Source organism: Streptomyces sp. NBC_01463 (assembly GCA_036227345.1).
In the GTDB taxonomy this organism is placed as follows: domain Bacteria; phylum Actinomycetota; class Actinomycetes; order Streptomycetales; family Streptomycetaceae; genus Streptomyces.
On sequence record CP109468.1, the window covers coordinates 1,784,285 to 1,802,305 of the forward strand.

At 72.5% G+C, this 18,021-nt stretch carries 20 protein-coding genes; 12 read left to right on the forward strand and 8 right to left on the reverse strand.

Translation table 11 applies throughout. The features are described from left to right. Positions 1-99: 99 nt before the first annotated feature. The 3 genes from OG521_07770 (at position 100) to OG521_07780 (ending at position 1,960) form a co-directional block, all read left to right on the forward strand. Positions 100-744 carry a TetR/AcrR family transcriptional regulator gene (locus tag OG521_07770; GenBank protein WUW20694.1) on the forward strand — a complete coding sequence of 215 codons (645 nt, stop codon included), beginning with the start codon at positions 100-102 and terminating at the stop codon, positions 742-744. A 125-nt stretch (positions 745-869) separates the two neighbouring features. Further along, a complete protein-coding gene (locus OG521_07775; protein WUW20695.1) occupies positions 870-1,307 on the forward strand; it encodes a hypothetical protein in 438 nt (145 codons plus the stop codon). Between the two features lie 50 nt (positions 1,308-1,357). Continuing rightward, positions 1,358-1,960, forward strand: coding sequence for a TIGR03086 family metal-binding protein (locus OG521_07780; protein WUW20696.1), 603 nt, complete (start codon positions 1,358-1,360; stop codon positions 1,958-1,960). A 25-nt stretch (positions 1,961-1,985) separates the two neighbouring features. Here OG521_07780 and OG521_07785 read toward each other — a convergent pair whose 3' ends face one another. Continuing rightward, the gene (locus OG521_07785) at positions 1,986-2,609 is read right to left on the reverse strand and encodes a dihydrofolate reductase family protein (protein ID WUW20697.1); all 624 of its coding nucleotides are present in this window, start codon (positions 2,607-2,609) and stop codon (positions 1,986-1,988) included. Positions 2,610-2,795: 186 nt separating this feature from the next. Between OG521_07785 and OG521_07790 the strand changes: the two genes are divergently transcribed. The 3 genes from OG521_07790 to OG521_07800 all read left to right on the forward strand — a co-directional run bounded on the left by OG521_07790 (position 2,796) and on the right by OG521_07800 (position 4,727). Then, positions 2,796-3,542, forward strand: a complete 747-nt coding sequence (locus OG521_07790; protein WUW20698.1) for a 3-oxoacyl-ACP reductase FabG — start codon at positions 2,796-2,798, stop codon at positions 3,540-3,542. Positions 3,543-3,595: 53 nt separating this feature from the next. Then, the gene (locus OG521_07795) at positions 3,596-3,835 is read left to right on the forward strand and encodes a hypothetical protein (GenBank protein WUW20699.1); all 240 of its coding nucleotides are present in this window, start codon (positions 3,596-3,598) and stop codon (positions 3,833-3,835) included. A 61-nt stretch (positions 3,836-3,896) separates the two neighbouring features. After that, positions 3,897-4,727, forward strand: a complete 831-nt coding sequence (locus OG521_07800; GenBank protein ID WUW20700.1) for an aldo/keto reductase — start codon at positions 3,897-3,899, stop codon at positions 4,725-4,727. A gap of 31 nt (positions 4,728-4,758) precedes the next feature. Here OG521_07800 and OG521_07805 read toward each other — a convergent pair whose 3' ends face one another. The 3 genes from OG521_07805 to allB form a co-directional block, all read right to left on the reverse strand. Further along, entirely contained in the window at positions 4,759-5,088 is a 330-nt protein-coding gene (locus OG521_07805; protein ID WUW20701.1) for an antibiotic biosynthesis monooxygenase, read from the reverse strand. A 93-nt stretch (positions 5,089-5,181) separates the two neighbouring features. Further along, positions 5,182-6,297, reverse strand: a complete 1,116-nt coding sequence (gene alc / locus OG521_07810; GenBank protein WUW20702.1) for an allantoicase — start codon at positions 6,295-6,297, stop codon at positions 5,182-5,184. Next, a complete protein-coding gene (gene allB / locus OG521_07815) occupies positions 6,294-7,643 on the reverse strand; it encodes an allantoinase AllB (GenBank protein ID WUW26604.1) in 1,350 nt (449 codons plus the stop codon). Before allB ends, alc begins: the two co-directional genes overlap by 4 nt. Positions 7,644-7,969: 326 nt before the next feature. On the opposite strand from allB, the gene OG521_07820 reads away from it, so the two are divergent. Then, a complete protein-coding gene (locus tag OG521_07820) occupies positions 7,970-8,770 on the forward strand; it encodes an IclR family transcriptional regulator (protein WUW20703.1) in 801 nt (266 codons plus the stop codon). 78 nt (positions 8,771-8,848) lie between these two features. On the opposite strand, the gene OG521_07825 is transcribed toward OG521_07820, so the two are convergent. Both OG521_07825 and OG521_07830 read right to left on the reverse strand, forming a co-directional pair. Next, complete coding sequence (locus OG521_07825) at positions 8,849-9,529, reverse strand: ABC transporter ATP-binding protein (protein ID WUW20704.1); 681 nt, start codon at positions 9,527-9,529, stop codon at positions 8,849-8,851. Beyond that, positions 9,526-10,617, reverse strand: coding sequence for an ABC transporter permease (locus tag OG521_07830; GenBank protein ID WUW20705.1), 1,092 nt, complete (start codon positions 10,615-10,617; stop codon positions 9,526-9,528). Before OG521_07830 ends, OG521_07825 begins: the two co-directional genes overlap by 4 nt. Positions 10,618-10,727: 110 nt before the next feature. On the opposite strand from OG521_07830, the gene OG521_07835 reads away from it, so the two are divergent. Beyond that, on the forward strand, positions 10,728-11,942 hold the full coding sequence (locus tag OG521_07835) for a sensor histidine kinase (protein WUW20706.1): 1,215 nt from the start codon (positions 10,728-10,730) through the stop codon (positions 11,940-11,942). Further along, on the forward strand, positions 11,939-12,583 hold the full coding sequence (locus OG521_07840; GenBank protein WUW20707.1) for a response regulator transcription factor: 645 nt from the start codon (positions 11,939-11,941) through the stop codon (positions 12,581-12,583). The genes OG521_07835 and OG521_07840 overlap by 4 nt, the downstream gene beginning before the upstream one ends. 18 nt (positions 12,584-12,601) lie before the next feature. Here the strand turns inward: OG521_07840 and OG521_07845 are convergent, their stop codons facing one another. Continuing rightward, positions 12,602-12,904 (reverse strand): DUF5955 family protein, encoded by a 303-nt coding sequence (locus tag OG521_07845; protein ID WUW26605.1) that lies wholly within the window; start codon positions 12,902-12,904, stop codon positions 12,602-12,604. Positions 12,905-13,122: 218 nt separating this feature from the next. Here OG521_07845 and OG521_07850 point away from each other — a divergent pair, with 218 nt between their 5' ends. From OG521_07850 to aceB, 3 genes are read left to right on the forward strand one after another with little or no spacing between them, the layout of a single operon-like run. Continuing rightward, a complete protein-coding gene (locus OG521_07850; protein WUW20708.1) occupies positions 13,123-13,755 on the forward strand; it encodes a nucleotidyltransferase family protein in 633 nt (210 codons plus the stop codon). Continuing rightward, positions 13,748-13,951, forward strand: a complete 204-nt coding sequence (locus OG521_07855) for a hypothetical protein (GenBank protein ID WUW20709.1) — start codon at positions 13,748-13,750, stop codon at positions 13,949-13,951. The genes OG521_07850 and OG521_07855 overlap by 8 nt, the downstream gene beginning before the upstream one ends. A 38-nt stretch (positions 13,952-13,989) precedes the next feature. Further along, on the forward strand, positions 13,990-15,609 hold the full coding sequence (gene aceB, locus OG521_07860; protein ID WUW20710.1) for a malate synthase A: 1,620 nt from the start codon (positions 13,990-13,992) through the stop codon (positions 15,607-15,609). A 64-nt stretch (positions 15,610-15,673) separates the two neighbouring features. Here aceB and OG521_07865 read toward each other — a convergent pair whose 3' ends face one another. Beyond that, on the reverse strand, positions 15,674-17,962 hold the full coding sequence (locus OG521_07865; protein ID WUW20711.1) for a glycoside hydrolase family 18 chitinase: 2,289 nt from the start codon (positions 17,960-17,962) through the stop codon (positions 15,674-15,676). Between the last annotated feature and the right edge of the window lie 59 nt (positions 17,963-18,021).

Sequence of the window (18,021 nt, forward strand, 5' to 3'; positions counted from 1 at the left end):
CGCGGAGCGATCACGCTACCGGGCGTCCTCCTACAATGGCGAGCCCCGGGACCGGCCCCGACGGCAGCCGCCCGCACCTATGGAGCACGGAGTCGCCAGATGGCCGGAGAACGCCGGGACGGAAGGGTCGAACGGGGCAATCGCACCCGTCAGCTGGTCCTCGCCCGGGCCGCCGCGGTCGCGTCGGTCGAGGGCCTCGACGGCCTGTCCCTCGGCCGGCTGGCCACGGACCTGCGGCTGAGCAAGAGCGGCGTGTTCGCGCTGTTCGGCTCCAAGGAGGAGCTCCAGCTGGCGACCGTGCGGACCGCCGTCGCCGTCTACGACGAACACGTTGTGCGGCCGACCCGCGCGGCGCCTGCCGGGCTGGGGCGCGTTCTGCGGATGTACGAGTCCTGGATCGCGTACTCGCGGGAGCGGGTCTTCCCGGGTGGCTGCTTCTTCTACGCGGCCCTCGCCGAGTTCGACGCCCGCGAGGGTGCCGTGCACGACGCGCTGGTGGCCGCGCAGGCCGGCTGGGTCACCTTCGTGGAGCGGCGGATCGAGGAGGCGCGGACGCTGGGTGAGATCCGCGAGGACTGCGACGCCGCCCAGCTCGCCTTCGAGATCATCGCCTTCCTGGAACTGGCCAACGGCGATTCCGTGCTCCGCGACAGCCCCGAGAGCTACCCGAGGGCGGCGCGCGCGATCCTGGGACGGCTGCGGGCGGTGGCGGTGGACGCCTCGTCGCTGCCGGCCGCACCCTGACGCGGGCCGCCTTCGGGAATACGGCTGACACATCGCGCGAAACAAACAGCACGATCGTTCGTCCAGTTGTAGTGTGGTGGGTATCCGGCGCGGACGGCCGTGCCGCGCCACGGAAGGGGTCACTCGTGCCGCACAACACCCTCTGGAGCACGGCCTGGCAGGCCGGCCCGGCCGCCGGGCCGCCCGGCCGCGGCACCGAAGTAGTCGTCTCCGTCACCGAGTTCGTCACGCACCGCCCCTGGACCACCCTCTCCGTCGGAGCGGCCGGTGTGCGGCTGCGCCGCACCTGGCCGCGCACGCCCGGCGCGGTCGGCATGTGGCTGTGGGCGGAGATCGGCCCCCGGATGAACCGCACGGGATCCATCACGGTCTGGACCGCCCGCGAACACCTGCTGGGGTTCGTCGCGCGCCCCGACCACCGGCGGATCGTCGACGCCTACCGGGACCGGGGCACCCTGCGCTCGGCCACCTGGGACACCCCGTTCACCGGCCGCGGCGCCCTGCACGCGTCCGCCCGGCGCCTGCTCACGGGCGCGGACCCCTGGCCCGGGGCAACCTCCTGAACCGGCCCGGCCACACCCGCTCGGCACGACCCACGAAAGGAATCCGGACGATGGACATCGTGCAACTCGACCGCACCGCAGTACGGGAGTCGGTCCGCGTCGTGGAACTGGCGGGCCCCAGCGACTGGGACCGGCCCACCCCCTGCGACCGCTGGACGCTGCGTCTCCTCGTGGAGCACATGGGCGTCCAGCACCTCGGCTTCGCCGCCGCGGCGCGGGGCGAAGGGGCCGATCCGGACGTCTGGGAACCCCGTCCGTCCGGTGACGACCCGGCCGGGTGGTACCGCGGAACGGCCCACGCCGTCCTGGACGCGTTCGCCCAACCGGGCGTTCTGGAGCGGAGGTTCGCGCTCCCGGAGATCGACACGGAGGCGACGTTCGCCGCGAGCACCGCGATCGGGTTCCACTTCATCGACTACGTGGTGCACTCCTGGGACGTGGCGGCCTCGCTCGGGGTGCGTACGGCATTCCCGGCGGCCGTGCTCGACGCCGCGCTGCCCGTCGCCTTGCGCGTGCCGTGCGGGGCGCGGCGCGAGCTGCCGGGGGCGGCGTTCCGGCCCGCACTGGATCCCGCCCCGGGGGACGACACCCTGCGCCTCGTCCTGTCGGCGCTCGGCCGGTCGGCGGACTGGAGCCCTCCGCAAGACAGTTGACCCGCGGAGCCGCGGTCCGGCCCGCTCAGGTGCCGTCCGGGACCGAGCCGAAGGCGGCGCGTCCGGTCGGCCGGTAGGTCTGGATCGCGATGCCGCTGGTCGTCGTCCGGGAGCCGGTCAGCTCGAACGCGGTCGGCAGCCCGCCGTCGGGGAAGAGCCGGCGTCCGCGGCCGAGCACGACCGGGTACACCAGCAGGTTGTACGTGTCGATCAGGTCGTGCGCCATCAGGGACTGCGCGAGCACGCCGCTGCCGTGGATCTGCAGTTCGCCGCCCTGCGTGGCCTCCTTGAGCCGGGCCACCTCAGCGGCGGCTTCGGCGGAGATCACTGTGGTGTTCTCCCAGCCGGCCTTCTCCAGCGTGGTCGAGACGACGTACTTGGGAAGGGCGTTGAGGCGGGAGGCGATCGGGTCGTCGGGGTCGGTGACTCCCGGCCAGTACGCGGCGAAGATGTCGTACGTGCACCGGCCCAGCAGGAACGCCGCCGCACGGTCGAACACCTCGGTCATGAACTGCCCCATGCCCTCGTCCAGGAACGGCGCGACCCAGCCGCCGTACGCGAACCCGCCGCTCGGGTCCTCCTCGGGCCCGCCGGGGGCCTGCATGACGCCGTCGAGGGTCAGAAAGGTGGTGAGCGTCAGCTGTGCCATGGTCCTGCTCCTTCGGAACACCCGCCGGTCGGGCGTGCACATGTTCCGACCCCGCCGCCGCCCGGAACTCATCGGTCCCGGCCCGCCGCCGAACCGGAGTGGGCGTCCGTTTCCCGCCGGTATCCGGTGCGGCCGAGGGCTTTGCTTGGTCCTGTCAGCACGACCGGCAACGGACAGGAACCCCTGATGAACAGCACCGTCAGCACGAACCGCACCGCACTCGTCACCGGCGGCAGCCGCGGCATCGGCGCCGCGACCGCGCTGCGGCTCGCCCGGGACGGCGCCGATGTGGCGCTGACCTACGTCCGGGACGAGGACGCCGCCCACGAGGTCGTGCGCAAGATCGAGGCGGGCGGCCGCCGCGCCGTCGCCCTGCGCGCGGACTCCGCCGACCCGGAGGCGGTCCCCGCGGCCGTGCACCGGGCGGCGGAGACCTTCGGCCGGCTCGACATCCTGGTCAACAACGCGGGCATCGGCGTCCTCGGCCCGATCGAGGGACTCACCGACGCCGATGTCGACCGGGTGCTCGCCGTCAACGTACGGGCGGTCTTCCTGGCCTGCCGGGCGGCGGCCGGGGTCCTGGAGCGCGGGGGCCGCATCATCTCCGTCGGCACGGCACTCAGCCGGTACGCCGGCGGCCCGGGCGGCACGCTCTACGCGATGAGCAAGTCGGCGCTGTCCGGACTGACCAAGCCGCTCGCCCGCGAGCTCGGCCCGCGCGGCATCACGGTCAATCTGGTCCAGCCCGGTGCGGTGGACACCGATCTGAACCCCGCCGACGGCCCGTTCGCCGCCGGACAGCGCGCCGCGACCGCACTGGACCGGTTCGGTACGGCCGCCGAAGTGGCCGCGCTCATCGCCTACTTGGCCAGTGACGAGGCGGCGTACATCACGGGTACGGAACTGGCCGTGGACGGTGGCCACGCGGCCTGAGCGTGGCAGGGTGAGGGGAACGACCCCGTTGGGTTCCGTTCCGAGGAGGCCTCATGTCCGCACCGGGTGACGAGGACGACCGCCCGCTGTACGAACGGTTCGGACTCCGGATCGCCCGGCGCGGATACGACCGCGACCAGGTCGAGGCCTACCTCACCCGGCTCCTCGGGGGCGCCCCGCCCGACCGGACGGTCGCCTTCGAGCTGGTCCGCCGCGGCTACGAGCGGGGCGGGGTCGACGAGGTGATCACCCGGTTGCACCGGGAGGCGTCGGGGCGGCGCGGGCAGCCCTGAGGGCTGCCGTCCCGATCACGCCCTAGGCTGGCCGGGCAGTGATCCAACGGAAGGGACGATCATGCCCGCGACCCCGGTGCACACCCTCAACGACGGCCGTTCGCTCCCCGCGGTGGGGCTCGGCACCTGGCCCCTGGACGACGACGCGGCCGAGGAGGCCGTCGCCGGAGCACTGGGGCGCGGCTACCGGCTCGTCGACACCGCGCTGAACTACGGCAACGAGACCGGCACCGGGCGCGGCATCGCCCGCAGCGGCGTGCCGCGGGAGGACGTCTTCGTCACCACCAAGGTGCCGGGCCGGCACCAGGGTTACGAGAAGACCCTCGCCTCGTTCGAGGAGTCCCGGCGCAACCTCGGCCTCGACCAGGTGGACCTGTACCTCATCCACTGGCCGCTGCCCCGCGTCGATCTCTACGTGGACACCTGGCGGGCTCTGATCACGTTGCGCGACGACGGGCTCGTGCGGTCGATCGGGGTCTCCAACTTCACCGCGGAGCACCTGGCGCGGCTGGAGGAGGAGACGGGCGTGCTGCCCGCCGTCAACCAGATCGAGATGCATCCGCGGCTGCCTCAGGAGGAACTGCGGGCCGTGCACGCGGCCAAGGGCATCGTCACGGAGAGCTGGAGCCCGCTGGGGCGCGGCCGCGATCTGCTGGCCGATCCGGAGCTCGTGGCGATCGCCGCGGCGCACGGGGCGACGCCCGGTCAGGCGGTGCTGCGCTGGCACACCCAGCTGGGTGCCGTGCCGATCCCGAAGTCCGCCGATCCGGGGCGGCAGCGGGAGAACCTCGATCTGTTCGGCTTCGTCCTGACGCCGGACGAGCTGGCCCGCATCTCGGCCGGTCCGCAGCAGCGGTTCGGCGGGGACCCCGAGGTGCACGAGGAGTTCTGAGGGGCGGGCGGCCGCACGCCGCCCGCCGGTCTCAGCCGGTGCGGGGCTGCACCTCGGCCATGCGGGACCAGCCCTCGCCGGGCACCTCGACGTTGATGATCTCGGGCACCTCCGCGACCAGGTCCGCCATCGTCTCCATCGCCGCCGCGAAGTGCGCCGACTGCACGTGGGCGGCACCGGCCTCGGCGGACGCGAACGCCTCCAGCAGCACGAACTGGTCCGGGTTCTCCACGCTGTAGGACCAGTCGAAGAACACGTTGCCGGGCTCCTGGCGGGTGGCGAGGGTGAAGTCCTCGACGGCCGGGAGCCAGTTGTCGCGCTCGGCGCTGCGGACGGTGAACCTGACGGCGATGAAGATCATGGCAACTCCTGGTCGGGGCGTACGGCAACCCCGGAAGGCTCCCACATCCCTGCCGTATCCATCGAATACGGACAGTCCGGTGGCTGGGCCGGTTCAGCCGCCCAGCTCGATGTGGCGGGCGGTCAGCCGCGCGGCGCCCTGTTCGGTCAGCGAGCCGAAGAGGCGCAGGCGGGAGATGCCGCCGTCCGGGAAGATGTCGATCCGGACCTGGCCGGCCCGCACGGCCTCCGGCAGGACGAAGCGGTGGCTGGTGTCGGGCTGCAGCCGGGTGCGGGGCAGTACCTCGGACCAGTCGCCGCCGTCCGTCCCGCGTGCCGAAAGGCTCGCCCAGCCGGCCGAGTTGCCCTTGAGGTAGGCGGTGTCGATCTCGACTGCGCGGATCTCCGCCTCCTCGACGAGGTGGTAGTGGATCCAGTCGTTGCCCCGGTCGCGCCGGCGCCGGGTCTCCCAGCCGTCGTCCATCTTGCGGGACCTGCCGGGCTGGATGGTGTTCGTCGCCGGGGAGTAGAAGCGGTCGGACGCGTCCTCGACCCGGCCGCCGTTCTCCAGCGCGACGAGGTCGAAGGTGCCGAGCGCCGTCAGCCAGGCGGGGTCCGGGGCGACTTCGCCGTGGACCCGGAGCCTGGCTATGCCGCCGTCGGGGTGCTGGTTGACCCGCAGGTGGGTGAAGCGCTGCGGGGCGTCGACGGTGAATCCGTTGGCCGCGTGGCCGCCGACGGCCGTACGCGGCACGAGCGTCGTCCACTTCACGTCGGGCGCGAGGAGGTCCTCGGGCGACGGCGAGCCGGGCAGGGCGACGGCCTCGACGGAGACCGCCTGCGGGTAGTTGCCGCGGAAGTGGGCGGTGTCGACGACGATGCCGCGCACGACGCCGGGCGCACCGAGGCGGACCAGGGCCCAGTCGTGGTCATCGGCCGTGGGGTGGGGCTGAGCGGCGCTCACGCCGCGCCGGCGGCGGGTCTCCCAGCCGTCCATGATCTTGCCCTTGTGCCCGAAGTGCTCGGGGTCGAAGTGGGCGGGTTCCGGCTTCAGCAGGTTCTCGCGCTCCGCGAAGAACTCGTCGTTGGCGGCGGTCACGCCCGCGCCGAGCCGCCGGTCGGCGAGGTCGACGAGGTGGGTGAAGGGGAAGTCGGCGGTGCGGTAGTCGGCGTACGGGTCGCCGCCGCCGTAGGGGTTCGCGTCGCCGGTGAAGTGCGTGGTCGCCGTCATCGTGAGGTGTTCCTTTCGAGGAGCCGGCCGGTGGGCTCGGCGAGGGTGCCTTCGGCGGCGATCCGCACACCGCGCAGCCAGGTCGACCGCACGACGCCGTGCAGGGTCCGGCCGGCGTAGGCGGTGACCTGGTTGCGGTGGAAGAGCTCGGCCGGGTCGACGGTGAAGGTCGCGTCGGGTGCCAGGACGGCGAAGTCGGCGTCGCGGCCGGCCTCGATCGCGCCCTTCGCGGTCAGTCCCGCCAGTGCGGCGGGGGCGGCCGACATCCAGCGGGCGACGTCGTCGAGGGAGTGGCCGCGCCTGCGGGCCTCGGTCCAGATGGCGGGCAGGCCGAGCTGGAGGGAGGAGATGCCGCCCCAGGCGGACGCGAAGTCCGGCGTCTTGAGGTCGGTGGTGCAGGGCGAGTGGTCGGAGACGATGCAGTCGATCGTGCCGTCGGCGAGCCCCTGCCACAGCGCGTCCTGGTTGGCGGCCTCACGGATGGGCGGGCAGCACTTGAACTCGGTGGCGCCGTCCGGTACTTCCTCGGCGGTCAGGGTGAGGAAGTGCGGGCAGGACTCGACGGTGACCCGGACGCCCTCGGCCTTGGCGGCGGCGATCAGCGGCAGCGCGTCGCTGGAGGACAGGTGCAGTACGTGGACGCGGGCGTTCAGCCGCTTCGCGTGGGCGATCAGCCCCTCGATCGCGGTGTTCTCGGCGTCGCGCGGCCGGGAGGCGAGGAAGTCGGCGTACTTCGCGCCGCTGCGCTGCGGGGCGGCCGCCAGGTGGTGCGGGTCCTCCGCGTGGACGATGAGCAGTCCGCCGAAGCCGGCGATCTCCGCCATCGACCGGGCCAGCTGCTCCTGGTCCAGCTCGGGGAACTCCTCGACGCCGGAGGGCGAGAGGAAGCACTTGAACCCGAAGACCCCGGCCTCGTACAGCGGGCGCAGGTCCTTCACGTTCGAGGGGATCGCACCGCCCCAGAAGCCGGTGTCGATGTGCGCCTTGGGGGCGGCCACCTGCTGCTTGACGCGCAGGTTCTCGACGGTGGTGGTCGGCGGGAGGGAGTTGAGCGGCATGTCGAGCAGGGTGGTGATCCCGCCGGCCGCGGCGGCGCGGGTGGCCGTGTAGAAGCCTTCCCACTCGGTGCGGCCGGGGTCGTTCACATGGACGTGCGTGTCCACGAGTCCGGGCAGCAGGACGTCGTCGCCGAAGTCCTCCACCCGGGCGCCCTGCGGCACCTCGGCGTCGTACGGCAGGACGGCGTCGATCGTCCCGCCCGCGATGTGCACCGCGGCGGGGCGTGTTCCCCCCGGTGTGACGACGCGCGTCGAGCGCAGTACCAGCTTCACGTCCGTACCGGACACCCGTGCTCCCCACTTCATGAATTCAACGAACTGTTGAAGGAGTCTTCACTCGGGAATGCGACCCGTCAAGACCCCATCCTCCGCTCCGGCCGTCCAGCCGACCACGCGGGAGGCCGACTGGAGATTTCCACAAAGTAAAAGTCTAATTTCGCAGGGTGGAACGTAGAATGGGCCATACGCGGCGCCCCACCGACCGGCGGCCCAGCACCGGACACCCGGACAAACGAGCCCTGACCGGCCAGGACGGTGCCCCTGCGACAGTGGGCCGATCGGGAAGTGCCCGGTAGGCTGCTGCCTTGCTCTTCCGCTTCGAAAGGACCGTTGACGTGCCGCCGTCCCACGCCAGCACTTCCGACTCCAAGCCCGCCGGTTCCAGCGGCGGTGTGCAGTCCCTTGAGCGCGCCTTCGATCTGCTGGAGCGGATGGCCGATGCCGGGGGCGAGGTCGGTCTGAGCGAGCTCTCCGCGAGCAGCGGACTCCCGCTGCCCACCATTCACCGGCTGATGCGCACGCTGGTGGTCTGCGGATACGTGCGCCAGCAGCCCAACCGCCGGTACGCGCTCGGCCCGCGCCTGATCCGCCTCGGCGAGTCCGCCGCCCGGCTGCTCGGCACCTGGGCCCGCCCGTATCTGGCCCGGCTGGTCGAGGAGACCGGCGAGACGGCCAACATGGCGCTGCTCGACGGCGACGAGATCGTGTACGTGGCGCAGGTGCCCTCCAAGCACTCGATGCGCATGTTCACCGAGGTCGGCCGCCGGGTGCTGCCGCACTCCACCGGCGTCGGCAAGGCGCTGCTGGCGCACACCCCGCCGGACGAGGTGCGGGCCCTGCTCGCGCGGACCGGGATGCCGGCCGCCACCGAGAAGACGATCACCACGCCGGACGGTTTCCTGGACGCCCTGGAGCAGGTCCGCCGGGTCGGCTACGCGGTGGACGACAACGAGCAGGAGATAGGGGTCCGCTGCCTGGCGGTCTCCGTCCCCAACTCCCCGACCTCCGCCGCGATCTCGATCTCCGGCCCGGCCGGCCGGGTGACCGAGGCCGCCACCGAGCGGATCGTGCCGATCCTCCAGCAGGCCGCGAAGGAACTCTCCGAGGTGCTGGCCAGCAGCGGTTCGGCCGGCTGACGCGACGGATACGGGGAGGGGGCGGCCCGGAGCGCAGGTGCTCCGGGCCGCCCCCTCCCCGTATCCGCCCCTCCGCACTCAGGCCAGGGCCGGGGCGGTCAGCCTGCCGTCCTGCATGGTGACGGTCCGGTCCATCCGGTCCAGATGGGTCCGGTCGTGGGTGACCAGGACCGTGGCCGTGGAACGCTGCCGGGTCAGCGAGACCAGCAGATCGAGGACCGCCGCGCCCCGCTCGTGGTCCAGTGCGCTGGTCGGTTCGTCGACGAGCAGGACCGCCGGGTCGTTCATCAGGGAACGCGCGATGTTGATCCGCTGGCGCTGCCCGCCCGAGAGCTGGTGCGGGCGGCGGTCGGCCTTGTCGGCGAGACCGACGGCGTCGAGCAGCTCCAGCGCCCGGGCCCGCGCGGCCCGGGCCGCGCCTCCCGACAGGTGCCGCATGACCTGGAGCTGTTCGGCTGCGGTCAGCGACGGCAGCAGGTTCGGCTGCTGGAAGACGATGCCGATCCGCTCGCGGCGCAGCGCCGCCTTGTCCGCGCCGCCGAGCCCCGCCGTGTCCGTGCCGGCGACGACGACGGCCCCTTCGTCCGGGGTGACCAGGGTGGCGGCCACGGCGAGCAGGCTCGACTTGCCGGAGCCGGACGGGCCGACGACCGCGGTGAGCGTGCCCGCGGGCACGTCGAGCGCGACCCGGTCCAGGGCGGTGAGGCGTCCGTCGCCGTCGGGGTAGGTGAGGGTGACATCGGTGAGGGTGAGGGTCATCGGGCACTTCCCAGCGCGGTGAGCGGATCGACGGCGGTGATCCGCCGGATGGACAGGGCCGCCCCGACCGCACCGAGGGCGATCATCACGGCCGCCGGGACGAGGACGGTCGCCGTGTCGAGGACGAAGGGCACCGCCCCGCCGCTGACGAGCGCACCGATGCCGGAGGCGAGTGCCGTCCCCAGTGCGGTGCCGATGGCGAGCATCACCACGGCCTGGCCCAGTGCGTCCCGCAGCAGATACGGCGTGGAGGCACCGAGTGCCTTGAGGACGGCCACATCGCCGCTGCGCTGGATCGTCCAGACGGTGAAGAAGGCGCCGATGACCAGGGCGGAGATGGCGAAGAGGAAACCGCGCATCAGCTGGAGGGAGCCGTTCTCGGCCTGGTAGGAGCCGATGGCGGTGAGGGAGTCGTCGAGCGTGAGCGTGCTGGTGCCCGCCGCCCGGTCACCGGCGGCGAGATCGGCGCCGCCGGTGGTGGTCAGCGCGATCACGGTGGCGTGCGCGGCACCGTCCGCGCCGTCGCCCCCGAAGCGCTGCCAGTCGGCGAGCGCGGTCCACACGACGGGCGTGTGGCTGTACGAGGCGTCGCCCGCGACCGCCGCGACGGTCACCTCGGCGCCGCCGATCCGCAGCCGGTCACCGGTACCGGCCGCCAGGTCCTCGGCGGCCTGCCCGGAGAGCACGACCTCGCCGGGTCCGACCGGGGCGCCCCGGGGCGCGAGGCCGCTGCCGGGCTCGACGCCGAAGGCCGAGACGGCCGCCGTCCGCTCCCCCGCCACCGCGGCGGCGTTCAGCGTGCGGATGCCGAGCGGCTGCGCCGACTCGACTCCGGGCTGCTTCGCCCAGCTCCGCCAGGCGGGCTCCCGGACGGCCGAATCGGTGAAGGACACCGACCGGCCGTCGGGCGGGGCGGCGAACGCCAGGTGGTCGGCGTCCAGCCCGGTGACGGCCGAGGTGTTCTCCCGGGCCAGCCCGGCGGTGAGGCCGGACAGCAGACCCACGAGCAGCGTGATCAGCACCACGACCGTGCCCATGAGCGCGAACCGGCCCTTGGCGAACCGAAGATCTCTCCATGCGACGAACATGACTCCAGGCTCGTGTTTCCCGGCCGCCGGGACATCGCCCGCGGGCCGGTCCCGACATCAACCTTTCGATTGACCGGCCCCGCGCGCCCCGCGTCTACGCTGGACGAATCATGGAAACGCGTGTCCATCCCCCGGTCGCCGCCGCACTGCGGCTGTGTCTGCACGCCCTGCTGCTGGGCCTGCTGGCGCTCGCCGCCGTCAAGGCAGTCAGCGGCGGGGAGCCGCGCGCCGGCGCCGTCGTCGCGGCCTCCTGCGTGCTGGCCGCGGTGTACGCGGCCGGGGCGCTGGCCCCCGCCGTGCAGCCGCGGACCCGGGCCGGGGCGCTCTGGCTGGCGGTGCTGGGGGCGCTCTGGCTGGTGCTGCTGGTGCTGTCGCCGGACGCGCTGTGGGTGGCCTTCCCGCTCTACTTCCTCCAGCTGCACCTGCTGCCGATGCGCTGGAGCCTGCCGGCCGTGGCGGCGACGGCGGCGGCCGCCATCGCCAGTTTCCTGCTGCACGGCGCCGAGGTCACCCCCGGCACGTTCATCGGCCCGCTGCTGGGCGCGGCGGTCGCCGTCGCGACGGTCGTCGGCTACGACGCGCTGTTCCGCGAGAGCGAGCGGCGCCGGGAGCTCATCGAGGAGCTCGTCTCTACGCGTGCGGAGCTGGCCGACGCGGAGCGCGCCGCCGGGACGCTCGCCGAGCGCGAGCGGCTGGCCCGGGAGATCCACGACACGCTCGCACAGGGGCTCTCCAGCATCCAGCTGCTGCTGCGCGCCGCCGAGCGCACCCTGCCGGCGGACGCACCGGCCACGGCCCACGTCCGGCGGGCCCGCGAGGCCGCCCAGGACAATCTCGCGGAGGCCCGCCGCTTCGTGCGCGCCCTGACCCCGCCCGATCTGGAGAACGGCTCACTGGCGGCCGCCCTGGAACGGCTCACGGCCCGGACCACCACGCCCGCGCTCACGGTGCAGTTCGCCGTCAGCGGCACCCCGGTGGAGCTGCCCACACCGTACGAGGTGGCGCTGCTGCGTACCGCTCAGTCGGCACTGGCCAACACGGTGCAGCACGCCGGGGCGCGGCGGGCCGAGATCACCCTGAGCTTCATGGACACCTCGGTGTCGCTTGACGTGGTCGACGACGGCCGCGGTTTCGCGGAAGGCACCCGGGCCGGTACCGGCCCGGCCACCGGGACGAGCGGGTTCGGTCTGCCGGCCATGCGGTCCCGGGCCCGTTCGCTGGGCGGCACGCTGAGCGTGGAGTCGGCGCCCGAGCAGGGCACGGCCGTCGCCCTCACCCTGCCGCTGCCGCTCACCGCCGCCCGTACCGGACAGGACGCCGCATGAGCGCGCCGCCGCCCGATCCGATCCGGCTCCTGCTCGCCGACGACCATCCGGTGGTACGGGCGGGCCTGCGGGCCGTCCTCGACACCGAGCCGGACTTCCGCGTCGTCGCCGAGGCACCGACCGCCGAACGGGCGGTCGCCCTGGCCGCGACCGGTGCGTTCGACGTCGTCCTGATGGACCTGCAGTTCGGTGCGGGGCTGCACGGCTCGGAGGCCACCGCGGCGATCACCGCGGCGCCGGACGCGCCCCGGGTGCTGATCCTGACGACGTACGACACCGACGCGGACATCCTGGCGGCGGTCGAGGCGGGTGCGGCCGGCTATCTGCTCAAGGACGCACCGCCGGAGGAGCTGGCCGCAGCGGTCCGTACGGCCGCGGCGGGCCGCTCCGCCCTCGCACCGGCCGTCGCGCACCGGCTGATGGACCGGATGCGGACCCCGGCGCAGGCGCTCACCAAGCGCGAGCTGGAGGTCCTGCAACTGGTCGGCGAGGGACTGTCGAACCTCCGGATCAGCAAGAAGCTGTTCCTCAGTCAGGCGACGGTCAAGTCCCACCTGGTGCACATCTACGCCAAGCTGGGCGTGGACTCGCGCACCGCGGCCGTGGCAGCGGCGACGGCCCGCAGACTCATCCGCCGCTGACGCACGCCCCCCGGTGGCTTAGCGGCGCGGCGGCTCGCCGAAGAGATCGACCGCGATCCGTACGTCCCTGAGTGCCGACGCCAGGGCGCTCACCGAACCGACCGCCCCCGCGATCAGCAGCAGCGACCTGCGGAGCCGGGGAATCTCGGGACCGCCGCCGGCCGCCATCGCGTCCAGCGCCGCCAGCTCGTCCTCGGCGATCGCGCGGTCCGGGAACTCCGCGGGATGTCCGGCCAGCTCCCTGCGGAGCCGGGAGACGGCCGCACGCAGCTCCGTCACTCTCGGGTCCTCACCGCTGCTGGTCACCCGCGCCTGCCCCACGCTCTTCAACAAAGCACTCCCCCTCGCACATCTTTGTGCCGGTGTTTCGACCAGGCCCCGGACCGTGGTCAAGTGTCCGGGGATGCGGGCAAGTTAACGCCATGACAGGTGTCGTGCGCCACTCCGCGGACGGAACTCGGAGTGTCCCGGGCGTTGACGCGTACGGGCGGCGCGGCCCGGTCCGTGCGCGAACCGCCCGTCTGGGGTATCCAGGCGGAATGACAAGCACACCGCACGCTCCCTCCTCACCTGTCCCTTCCACCTCCCCCGTGATCGCCGGACTGCTCCTCGCGGCGGGCGGCGGACGCAGGCTGGGCGGCCGTCCGAAGGCCCTGCTGGAGCACCGGGGCGGCCTGCTGGCCGACCACGCGGTGAACACCCTCCGGGAGGGCGGCTGCGGACCGGTCCACGCGGTGCTGGGTGCGGCGGCCGACGAGGTGCGGGCGCGTGCGGACCTCTCGGACGTCACGGTGACCGTCAACCCGGAGTGGACCGAGGGCATGGGGTCCTCGCTGCGGGCGGGTCTCGCCTCCCTCGCCGGGGCGGGCGCGGACGCGGTGCTCGTCCTCCTGGTGGACCAGCCCGGGATCACCGCCGCGGCGGTGGCGCGGGTGCGGTCGGCGTACCGCTCGCGGACGAGTCTGGCAGCGGCCTCGTACGAGGGGGAACGCGGCCATCCGGTGCTGTTCGGGGCCGACCTGTGGGCAGAGATCGCGGCGGGGGCGGTGGGAGACCAGGGCGCCCGGGCATACCTGCGGGCGCACCGCGATGCGATCACGCTCGTCGAGTGTTCCGATGTGGCTCAGGCGTACGACATCGACACGGCGGAGGACCTGGCGCACCTTGAGTGAACGCACTGGCACGCTGCGCCAGCAACCGCCCTTTTCTGTCGACCCGGAGAATCTCGACATCAACAAACCATTGAACTTCCACCATGAGGAAACTACTATCCACTGGTCAGAAGCCCTCTGCACCTCAGACGGCGACCACGGCCGTATCCCGGAGCCATGGCACGCCGTGCCGTTCCAGGCGACCCGGCGGCCGTGAGACGCCGCCCGCACCGCCCGCTGAAGGAGTGACAGCTCATGTCCGCACCAGCGCCGTCCTCGCTGGCCATCGTCGATGCCGAGCCCCTGCCCCGGCAGGACGAGGTCCTCACCCCCGCGGCCCTCGCGTTCGTGGCCGAGCTGCACCGCCGGTTCACGCCCCGGCGCGACGAGCTGCTCGCCCGGCGCGGTGAGCGCCGCGCCGAGATCGCCCGCACCTCCACGCTGGACTTCCTGCCGGAGACCGCCGCGATCCGCGCGGACGACTCCTGGAAGGTCGCACCGGCGCCGGCGGCGCTGAACGACCGCCGGGTGGAGATCACCGGTCCGACCGACCGCAAGATGACCATCAACGCCCTGAACTCGGGCGCGAAGGTCTGGCTCGCCGACTTCGAGGACGCGTCCGCCCCCACGTGGGAGAACGTCGTCCTCGGCCAGCTCAACCTCATCGACGCGTACAACCGCGCCATCGACTTCACCGACCCGAAGTCCGGCAAGTCGTACGCCCTGAAGCCCGCCGACGAGCTCGCCACCGTCGTCACCCGCCCCCGCGGCTGGCACCTGGACGAGCGTCACCTCACGCTCGACGGCACCCCGGTGCCCGGCGCGCTGGTCGACTTCGGCCTCTACTTCTTCCACAACGCCCAGCGCCTGATCGACCTCGGCAAGGGCCCGTACTTCTACCTGCCGAAGACGGAGTCGCACCTGGAGGCACGCCTCTGGAACGACATCTTCGTCTTCGCCCAGGACTACAACGACATCCCGCAGGGCACCGTCCGCGCCACGGTCCTGATCGAGACGATCACCGCCGCGTACGAGATGGAGGAGATCCTCTACGAGCTCCGCGACCACGCCTCCGGGCTGAACGCGGGCCGCTGGGACTACCTCTTCTCCATCGTCAAGAACTTCCGTGACGGCGGCTCCAAGTTCGTCCTGCCGGACCGCAACGCGGTGACGATGACCGCGCCGTTCATGCGGGCGTACACCGAACTCCTCGTCCGCACCTGCCACAAGCGCGGCGCCCACGCGATCGGCGGCATGGCGGCCTTCATCCCCTCGCGCCGCGACGCCGAGGTCAACAAGGTCGCCTTCGAGAAGGTCAAGGCCGACAAGGACCGCGAGGCCGGCGACGGCTTCGACGGCTCCTGGGTCGCCCACCCCGACCTGGTCCCGATCGCCATGGCCTCCTTCGACGCGGTCCTCGGCGAGAAGCCGAACCAGAAGGAGCGCCTGCGCGAGGACGTCTCGGTGGCGGCCGGCGACCTGATCGCCATCGACACCCTGCACGCCAAGCCCACGTACGACGGTCTGCGCAACGCCGTCGCGGTCGGCATCCGCTACATCGAGGCGTGGCTGCGCGGCATGGGCGCGGTCGCCATCTTCAACCTGATGGAGGACGCGGCCACCGCCGAGATCTCGCGCTCGCAGATCTGGCAGTGGATCAACGCGGACGTCGTCTTCGAGAACGGCGAGCACGCCACGGCGGATCTCGCCCGCAAGGTCGCGGCCGAGGAACTGGCCGCGATCCGCACCGAGATCGGCGACGAGGCCTTCGCGGCCGGCAAGTGGCAGCAGGCCCACGACCTCCTGCTCCAGGTCTCCCTGGACCAGGACTACGCGGACTTCCTGACGCTGCCCGCGTACGAGCAGCTGCGCTGACGCGACTCGCGTGCGCCTCCGCCCCCGGTACCGCACAGCACCGGGGGCGGAGGCGTGTCCGCGGCTACTTCAGCCCGGAGTCGAGCGCGCCCATCAGCGTCCCCTGCGGGGTGTCACCCGACATCTCCCAGACCATGACGCCCAGCAGGCCCTTGTCCTTCACGTACGCGGTCTTCTTCCCGATGGACCAGGTGTCGTCGAAGGACCACCACTGGTTGCCGGTGTATCCGTAAGTCGATACGGACTGTTCGTCGTGACGGACCGCCATCGTGGGGTACGCGCCGATGAGGTTGGAGTACCCCCGGGTGCCGGCCTCCTCGGCGAACTGGCCGGGGGCCGCGCCGCCCGCCGGCTGCCATTCGCCCGCCGCGCCGCCTTCGGTGACGTTCTGCCAGCCGCGGCCGTAGAACGGGATGCCGAGGGTCAGTTTCCGGGGCTCGACGCCCGCGTCCGTGTACGCCTTGATGGCGGCGTCCGCGCTGAAGTGGAAGCCGTACGGGTCCTGGGCGTCCGAGTAGAGGTTGGCCTGGTGGCCGGTGCGGTTCGGTTCCCAGGAGTTGTCGCTGCCGGAGCCGTGGAAGTCGTAGCCCTGGACGTTGGCGACGTCCAGCGAGTCGAAGACCTTGGACAGGTCCCAGCCCTCACCGATCTTCTGCGGGTCGGCGGGAGTGAAGGCGGTCAGCAGGCGGTGGCCGCCGCCGAGGGCGTCCAGCTGCTTGCGGAACTCGGCGAGCAGCAGGGTGAGGTTGCCCTTGTCGTCGGGTGAGTAGTGGTTGCCGGGGTGTCCGGTGCCGGTGCCGGGCCACTCCCAGTCGATGTCGAAGCCGTCGAAGATGCCGGCCGCGGTGCCGGGGCCGCCCGCGCCGCCGTACGCGGGCAGATTGCCCTTGATGTACATGTCGATGCAGGAGGAGACGAACTTCTTGCGCGCGGCGTCGGTGGCGGCGACGTCGGAGAAGTACTTCGAGTACGTCCAGCCGCCGAGCGAGACCACGATCTTGAGGTCCGGGTGGAGCTGCTTCAGCTTCTTCAACTGGTTGAAGTTTCCGCGCAGTTTGCCCCAGCCGTCGTCCGCGACGCCGTCCACGGACTGGGCGGCGCTGAACGGGCGGGCGTAGTCGGCGTCCGCGTCGCCCGCACCGGTGCCCTGCTCGGGGTCCTGCGGGTCGGCGGTGGTGCCCTTGGTGACGCCGTTCAGGCAGGTGAGGTTGGCGGGATCGACGTTGGCGAAGGCGTAGTTGACGATGTCGAGCTTGCCGGCGGCGCCGGAGTCGTGGAGGTTCTTGACGAAGTACTGGCGGCCGTAGATCCCCCACTGGACGAAGTAGCCGACCTTCGCGTAGTTGCCCGCGCCGACGATGTCGTCGGTCTTCACGGTGAGGGTGCTGCTCGCCGGCGAGGCGTTGTCGGCCGCGTCACGCGCCCTGACGGTGAAGGTGTACGAGGTCGAGGGGGACAGGCCGCCGATGGTGGCGGTGGTCGTGGTGCCGGAGACCGTCGTGGCGAGGGCGGAGCCGCGGTGGATGTCGTACGCGGCGACCCGCTGGTTGTCCGTCGCGGCGGTCCAGGACAGCGTGACGGACGAGGAGTCGGTCGCGGTGGCGTGCAGGGCGCCGGGGGCCGTCGGCGGGGAGGTGTCGGTGGCCGGGTCGACCGTGGTGACGGTCAGGGGGGCGCTCTCGGCGGAGGTGTTGCCGCGGGTGTCCTTGGCCCGGACGGTGAAGGCGTAGGCGGTGGCGGGGGTGAGACCGGTGACGGTGGCGGAGGTCGCCGCGGTCGCCGAGCCGACCACCTTGCCGCCCGCCAGGATGTCGTACGAGGCCACCGGGAAGTCCCCCGCGGCGGCGGCCGTCCACGACAGCGAGGCGGTGCGGGCGGTCACATCGGTCCGCTTGAGCCCGCCGGGTGCGCCGGGCGGGGCGTCGGCGGAGCCGTCGCACTTGTCGCCGTTGATCCGGCAGCCGGTCGGTGCGGTGATCGGGCCGGTGGCGACGAACCAGTAGCTGTACGGCTCGGTGGTGCTGTGCGCGGCGACCGTACCGTTGTAGTGGGCGTTGACCGCGGTGATGTGGCTGCCCCGGGCGGTGACGGTGCCGTTGTACGAGGAGCTGAGCGCGACCCCGGCCGGCAGGTCGAACTCGAGGCTCCAGCCGGTGACGGCCGTGTCGGTGTCGTTGCGCAGGACGTAGGTGCCCTTCCACCACGGGCCGTTGTCGGCCGAGGTGAAGGTCGCCGTCAGCTTGCCCGCGGCGTGCGCGGGGGCCGTCTGCAGGGACAGCAGGGCGAGAAGGAGCGCGAGAACGGCGAGGAGGGCGGTCGCCGTTCTCCGTCTGAGGGGCGTGTGCTCGAACATGGTTCTCCCTTGCGGCTGGGACCGGTGAGGCGGTCCTCGGGGGGAGCGGGTTCATGTCG